This window comes from Novosphingobium sp. Fuku2-ISO-50 (genome assembly GCF_001519055.1).
In the GTDB taxonomy this organism is placed as follows: domain Bacteria; phylum Pseudomonadota; class Alphaproteobacteria; order Sphingomonadales; family Sphingomonadaceae; genus Novosphingobium.
On the sequence record NZ_KQ954289.1, the window covers coordinates 231345 to 238084 of the forward strand.

A 6740-nucleotide genomic window follows, 5' to 3' on the forward strand; every position below is an offset into this window, starting at 1 on the left:
TGTCAGGCGACCGCCGAAAGCCGCGAACGCCCTTCGCGCTTGGCCTGATAGAGCGCCCGATCGGCCGCCGCCATGGCCGCCTCGCCATCCTGATGAATGGGGGCAATCCCGCTGCTGATCGTTACCCGCACGGCGCCCATCGCCGTGGTGATCTGGGTCTCGGCGAGCCGGTCGACCAGCCGCTGGCAGACAAGGCAGGCCTGTTCGACACTGATGCCGCGCAAGATCACGGCAAATTCCTCGCCGCCGATCCGTGCCACCATATCGCTGGCGCGAAAGGCTTTTCGGGCCAGGTCGGAAAAATGGCACAGGACCGTGTCGCCTGCGGCATGGCCAAGGCGGTCGTTGACTTGCTTGAAATGATCGATGTCGATCATCGCCACGCATGCGGGCTCGTTCGATGCGGACTGCACCGCCAGCGAATCGAAAAATGCCCGCCGATTGGGCAATCCGGTCAAGGGATCGGTCAGCGAGACGCGGCGCAATTCGTCGATCAGATCGTCGGCGCGTTGTGATTTCGCCTGATAATGCGCGGCGCTGCGGCTGAGACGCGCGATTTCCTGCCGCCGCCGCGCATGTTCGACCACCAGCGGCAGCGAACAGCACGCAACCAGCCCGGCATAGACCAGCCCCAATTGCAGCCGATCCGCCGCGAGCGGCAATCCGGGGGCGATCGGGCCGATGCCCGCAGCGGTGAGCGGCGCAGCAATCAGGGCGACCAGCACAGGCATCGCCGTCGCAATCAGCACGTCGGCCCAGACCGCCGCAAACAGCGCAAACACCAGCGGGGCGGCCAGCGGCCAGCGAATATCCTGCTCGAACACGCAAACATTGAGCAACGCCATCGTGGCGAGCATCAGCAGCGAAGCCAGAACTTTGCTCGGACGCGACCGGTCATCGCTTACAGTCCCGGCGGCATGCCGCCGGTCGATAAGGGCCCCGCCCCAGGCGGAAAACCGCGTCAGCGCAGTCATGCCAAAAGGTATGATCGCGACCAACCCGACACCATGTCCCAGCACCCAGGCGCGGAACGCCGGGCCAAAGGCGACGCCCTTGACCAGATGCAGCGCCGTTGCTGCGACAAGGCCGCTGCATGCCGGAATTACCAGTGCCGTCCCGATCAGGAAAACCGCGGCCATCTCGATTGTCGCGGCGGGCCAGGCCTTGCGCAGTGTGCGCCTGGTGAGCAGCGCCGCAGCGGTCGCTTCACCGAGGCTCGCCGCAGTCAGGACCGCGCCCATCGCCCAGCCAGGTCCGAACCATCCCGCGCCAATCTCGCTCACAATCGCGCACGTGATCAGCGCCCCGATCCGCCCCCTGCGATCGGCAACGCAAAGCCATACGGCCAGCACGGCGCCCGACACCCATACCATGGCCACGCCTTCATTGGTCCGGCCGAACAGCCAGGCGAAAGCGACCCCGCCAAAATAGAGCAGGGTCACCGCCGACAGACCAACAAGGCTACGCAATTTACCCATAGGCCCATTAGCCGTCGTATTGGTTAATTTCACATTACGGCTCAGTCTTAACACCATGATTACCATGAAAATAAGGGGGCGGCTGCATCCTTTTGCGCGATGTCGACAAGGTCGCGCGCGGTGGTGGTGTCATGATATGGTCATCTGCGGCTCTGCGGCCCCTTGCGTTCCGGGCCAAACGGGGCCACATGGCGCCCGGATTGCAGGGCACGACTGCTTTGCACCGACGGCCAACCAGCAAAGGAATTCACCAGCGATGGATGACGCCTTTCGCCTGTGGATCGATCCTGAACAGATGAACCTGACGAACCCTTTTTACGACGCGGACGGCGACAAGCTGCGCGAGGAATGCGGCATTTTCGGCGTGGTGGGATTGCGCGAAGCGGCAGCGATGACCGCGCTCGGGCTCCATGCCCTGCAGCATCGCGGGCAGGAAGCTGTCGGCATCACCAGCTTTGACGGCACGGAATTCTATTCCCGGCGCGGCACCGGCCATGTCGCACAGAATTTCTCGTCGAGCGAAGCGCTGGCCGAACTGCCCGGCATGATGGCGGCGGGCCATGTCCGCTATTCCACGACCGGCGGCGCCGGGCTCCGCAATGTTCAGCCGCTTTACGCCGATCTCGCCTCGGGCGGGTTTGCCATTGCGCATAACGGCAACATTTCCAATGCGATGACGCTGCGGCGCGATCTCGTGACCAAAGGCGCGATCTTTCAATCGACGTCCGACACCGAAGTCATCATCCACCTCGTCGCGACGAGCCGCTACCCCACACTGCTCGACCGCTTCACCGATGCGCTGCGGCTTGTCGAAGGGGCCTATTCGCTGATCTGCATGACGCCCGAGGGGATGATCGCCTGTCGCGATCCGCTCGGCATTCGTCCCTTGGTCATGGGTCGGCTCGATGACGCGGTGATCTTTGCCAGCGAGACGGTTGCGCTCGATGTGGTCGGCGCCGAATTCGTGCGCGAAATCGAACCGGGCGAACTGGTCCAGGTCGCGCTTGACGGCACCATCACTTCGCATCGTCCGTTTATCGATGCGCGCCCGCGCATGTGCATTTTCGAACATGTCTATTTCAGCCGTCCGGATTCGCTGATCGGCGGACGCTCGGTCTATCAGGTGCGCAAGGCGATCGGCGAACAGCTCGCCATCGAATCGAGCGTCGATGCCGATCTGATCATTCCCGTGCCCGACAGCGGCGTGCCGGCCGCGCTCGGCTATGCGCAACAGTCGGGCATTCCGTTCGAGCTGGGCATTATCCGTTCGCACTATGTCGGGCGCACGTTCATTCAGCCGTCCGACGGCAAGCGCAACGCCGATGTGAAGCGCAAGCACAATGCCAATCGCGCGCTCGTGGCGGGCAAACGCATCGTCCTGATCGACGATTCGATCGTGCGCGGCACCACCTCGCTGAAAATCGTGCAGATGATGCGCGAAGCCGGCGCGAGCGAAGTCCATTTTCGCGTTGCCAGCCCGCCGACCGAGCATTCCTGCTTTTACGGCGTGGATACGCCCGAGCGGTCAAAGCTGCTCGCCGCGCGGATGGATGTCGAGGAAATGGCCCGCTTTATCCAGGCCGACAGTCTGGCCTTCGTGTCGATCGACGGGCTCTATCGCGCGGTCGGCGAAGCGCAGCGCAATGCCGCTCGCCCGCAATATTGCGATGCCTGTTTCAGCGGCGATTATCCCACCCGGCTGACCGACCTTGGCGACCGCGAAGCGGCGGTGCGCGGGATCGTGCAGGTGACCGAATGAGCGGCGAGCTATCGGGCCAGGTCGCGCTGGTCACCGGGGCGAGCCGGGGCATCGGCGCCGCGACAGCCCTCGCACTCGCCGCAAAGGGCGCGCACGTCATCCTTGTCGCGCGCACCGCGCGCGATCTGGAAAAAGTCGAACAGGCCATTTTCGAAGCGGGCGGCGCAGCGACGATCGCGCCATGTGATCTGGCCGAACCCGATGCGATTTCGCGGCTCGGTGCGGCGATTTCCGGGCGCTGGAGCGCGCTCGACATGCTGGTGATCAACGCGGCGGTCTTGCCGGTCTTGACGCCGGTGTGGCAAATCGAGCCGCGCGATCTCAATCGCGGTCTTTTGCTCAATGTCGCTGCAACACAAGCGCTGATCGCCAGCTTTCATGCCCTTTTGCGCAAGAGCGAAAACGGCCGGGTGATCGGCGTGACCAGCAGCGTGGGTGCAAAGCCGCGCGCCTATTGGGGCGCCTATGGCGCGTCAAAGGCGGCGTTTGACAACCTGCTCGATGCGTATGCGCAGGAAGTGCGCGGGATTTCGGCGATCCGCGTGGCGATTGTCGATCCCGGCGCAACACGCACCGCAATGCGCGCCAAGGCCTTTCCCGGCGAAGACCCGGCCAGCGTCAAGGCACCCGAAGCGGTCGGCGCACGGATCGCCGCGCTGGTCGGTGAACCCTTTGCCAGCCCCCACAGAGAACGCGTCGAAGCCCCCGCAACGTGATCCCTGCAGCCTGATCGATATCGGCCTAATCGACGGTTGATGCCCGCTTAACCAGTCTGTCTGGCAATGGGTTAACGCCAAGCTGTCAAAATCCCTGACCACCAAGTGCAAAAAGCCTTCATAATCGGCGCACAATCGGGGCCTTGCGATGAGCGACACCACCTGGAATGACTCCCGGTTCGGACCGGGCAGTTATGAGCATTCCTCGCAAGAGGATCGCAGCGCGCCCCGTGTGCGCGTGCATATTGCGGCCGCCGTGCGCCCGTCGGGTGTCCGCGGGTTTCAGACGATCGTCCGCGACCTGTCGCTGGGTGGTTTTACCGCAACATCGCCCAAGCGACTGGAAGCGCACAACTTCTGCTGGCTGACAGTTCCGGGGTTTGAACCGATCCGGGGCGAAGTCGTGTGGTGGGAAGCAGGCCTGTTCGGGGTCGCTTTCGCCAGTCTGTTGTCCCAGGAAACGCTCGATGCCATCATCGCCCACCAGCGCCATGGCCCGATTGACGACGACCCGATCGCCTGATCATGCATTCTGGAGCGCGGCATGGGCGGCCAGCGCCCTCGCCCGCGCTTGCTGATGGCCGATGATCGGCAAAGGATACCCGGCCGGGCGCGCCGCAGGATCATGGATAGCCGAATCCGACAGATGCGTCAGTTCCGGCACCCAGCGGCGGATATAGCCTGCGGCATCGAATTTGGGTGATTGGGTCAAGGGCGCCATGATCCGCACGAACATGTTCGAATCGACGCCGGTGCCCGCCGTCCACTGCCAATTGACCGCATTGGCTCCATGGTCGGCATCGACCAGCGTATCCCAGAACCAGCGTTCGCCTTCGCGCCAGTCGATCAACAGATGTTTGACGAGAAAACTCGCGGCGATCATCCGCACCCGGTTATGCATCCAGCCGGTCGCCCACAGTTCGCGCATGCCCGCATCGACGATCGGATAGCCGGTCTTCCCCTGCTGCCAGGCGCGCAATCCGGCAAGGTCATCGCGCCATGCCATGCGATCGTAATCGGCCCTGCCATTGCGCGTCGCATAATCGGGCATTTGCACGGTGACATTGGCCGCATAGTCGCGCCAGCCCAGTTCGCCGAGAAACACGCCGACCGAGCCGCCGACTTCGGCCACGGCCTGCCACACGGTCGCCACCGAAATCTCGCCGAAATGCAGGTGTGGCGACAGGCGCGACGTACCCTCGAGGGAGGGCAGATTGCGGCATTCGCCATAAACTCCGGCGCGATCGAGGAACGCCGTCAAGCGCGAACGGGCGCCGCGCTCACCCGGCGTCCAGGTCACGCGAAAGCCCTCGGCCCAGTCAGGCGCGGTCGGCAGCAACCGCCAGCCGTCAAGCCTGTCGCCGCTTGGCCAGAACGACGGCGCATCGAGCCACGTCGGCGCGGGCAAAGGTCGATGCGGCGGCATCCTTTGATTCAGGGCGCGCCAGAACGGCGTGTAGATGCGATAGGGACGCCCCGATCCGGTCAGCAGCGACCCGGGCGGGACGAGATATTGACCGGGATGGAGCACGAGGTCGAACGTCTTGGCGACCATGCGCTCGGCATTGCGCCACCAGGGTTCGGCATGAGCCATGGCATGGACACGCCGGGCGCCGACTTCGCGCCGGATCGCAGCCAATTGTTCATGCGCCTTGCCCCGGCGCAGGACCAGGCGCGAGCCCAGCTTGCGCAAATCCGCGTCGAGGCTGGCCAGGCTGTGATGCAGCCACCAACGCGCGGCTGCGCCCATGCGATGATGACGCGGCGTCTCATCGTCGAGCACATAGACCGGGATCACCGGCCCTTCGGCAGCGGCGGCGGCAAAGGCGGGTTGATCGGCAAGGCGCAGATCCTGGCGCAGCCAGACAATCACGGGGTCGGTCATGCCGCCCTTGTGCCCACCACGTCACCCTGCGCGACCTGCCCTTTGGGGCAGGTCGCATGGATTATGTCAGCGGGCCACTGTCCCAACCGGCGTCAGCCGGCCACTGTCCCAACCGGCGTCAGCCGGCCACTGTCCAAGTCTGGCCCTTGGCGAGCAGCTTGCCGAGATCGGCGCTTTTTCCGGTGCGCGCCTTGGCGTCCTGACCAAGCAGCGCGCTTTCGAATGTCGGGCGCGGATCGTCGTAGATCACGCCCAGCGCCATCGGAAACGGCCCAAACGGCATTTCGACCAGCAAGTGCGCAATCGTGCGATTGGTCGCGTTGTGGACGAGCACGCCCGCAGCCTGCCAATCGCCATCGACGACATCGACGACCTTGAGCGACAGCGTCGCGTGATCGAGCGCAATGCCCTTGGTGCCCTTGGCAAACAGCAGCGGTTCGCCATTACGCGCCCAGACTTGGCTGGCATCGGCAACCGGTTTGGCCGTGAAATCGTCGAAGCGATCCTTGTTGTAGACGATGCAGTTCTGGAAAATCTCGACGAATGCCGCGCCCTGATGCGCATGCGCCGCCTTCAGCACCGAAGGCAGATCCTTTGACACGTCATAGGACCGCGCGATGAACCGTCCGCCCGCGCCGAGCGCAAAGGCGCAAGGGGATGCCGGATGATCGACCGAGCCCAGCGGCGAAGTCGGCGAATGCGTGCCTTCGCGGCTGGTGGGCGAATACTGCCCTTTGGTCAGGCCATAGATCTCGTTGTTGAACAACAGAATCTGCGTGTTCACGTTGCGCCGGATGATGTGCATCGTGTGATTGCCGCCGATCGACATGCCGTCGCCGTCGCCGGTGATCACCCAGACATCGAGCTCGGGGTTGGCCAGCTTGATGCCCGTGGCAAAAGCA

At 64.1% G+C, this 6740-nt stretch carries 6 protein-coding genes; 3 read left to right on the forward strand and 3 right to left on the reverse strand.

Features of this window, described 5'->3' with window-relative positions:
* Positions 1-2 precede the first annotated feature (2 nt).
* Positions 3-1469: a GGDEF domain-containing protein gene (locus AQZ50_RS09540; RefSeq protein WP_231730192.1), complete on the reverse strand. Its 1467-nt coding sequence runs from the start codon at positions 1467-1469 to the stop codon at positions 3-5.
* 304 nt (positions 1470-1773) lie between these two features.
* Here AQZ50_RS09540 and purF point away from each other — a divergent pair, with 304 nt between their 5' ends.
* The 3 genes from purF (at position 1774) to AQZ50_RS09555 (ending at position 4476) form a co-directional block, all read left to right on the forward strand.
* Positions 1774-3237 carry an amidophosphoribosyltransferase gene (gene purF, locus AQZ50_RS09545; RefSeq protein ID WP_067745946.1) on the forward strand — a complete coding sequence of 488 codons (1464 nt, stop codon included), beginning with the start codon at positions 1774-1776 and terminating at the stop codon, positions 3235-3237.
* A complete protein-coding gene (locus tag AQZ50_RS09550) occupies positions 3234-3953 on the forward strand; it encodes an SDR family NAD(P)-dependent oxidoreductase (protein WP_067745867.1) in 720 nt (239 codons plus the stop codon). The genes purF and AQZ50_RS09550 overlap by 4 nt, the downstream gene beginning before the upstream one ends.
* Positions 3954-4101: 148 nt before the next feature.
* Complete coding sequence (locus AQZ50_RS09555; RefSeq protein ID WP_067745870.1) at positions 4102-4476, forward strand: PilZ domain-containing protein; 375 nt, start codon at positions 4102-4104, stop codon at positions 4474-4476.
* Here the strand turns inward: AQZ50_RS09555 and AQZ50_RS09560 are convergent, their stop codons facing one another.
* Positions 4477-5838, reverse strand: a complete 1362-nt coding sequence (locus AQZ50_RS09560; protein WP_067745872.1) for a cryptochrome/photolyase family protein — start codon at positions 5836-5838, stop codon at positions 4477-4479.
* Between the two features lie 118 nt (positions 5839-5956).
* Positions 5957-6740: thiamine pyrophosphate-dependent enzyme (locus AQZ50_RS09565; RefSeq protein WP_067745874.1), on the reverse strand; the 784-nt coding region annotated here is incomplete at its 5' end.

Bases quoted from the DNA above. Each gene is read 5' to 3' on its own strand.
- AQZ50_RS09555 (WP_067745870.1), top strand. From the start codon at position 4,102: ATGAGCGACACCACCTGGAATGACTCCCGGTTCGGACCGGGCAGTTAT.
- AQZ50_RS09560 (WP_067745872.1), bottom strand. From the start codon at position 5,838: ATGACCGACCCCGTGATTGTCTGGCTGCGCCAGGATCTGCGCCTTGCC.
- AQZ50_RS09550 (WP_067745867.1), top strand. From the start codon at position 3,234: ATGAGCGGCGAGCTATCGGGCCAGGTCGCGCTGGTCACCGGGGCGAGC.
- purF (WP_067745946.1), top strand. From the start codon at position 1,774: ATGAACCTGACGAACCCTTTTTACGACGCGGACGGCGACAAGCTGCGC.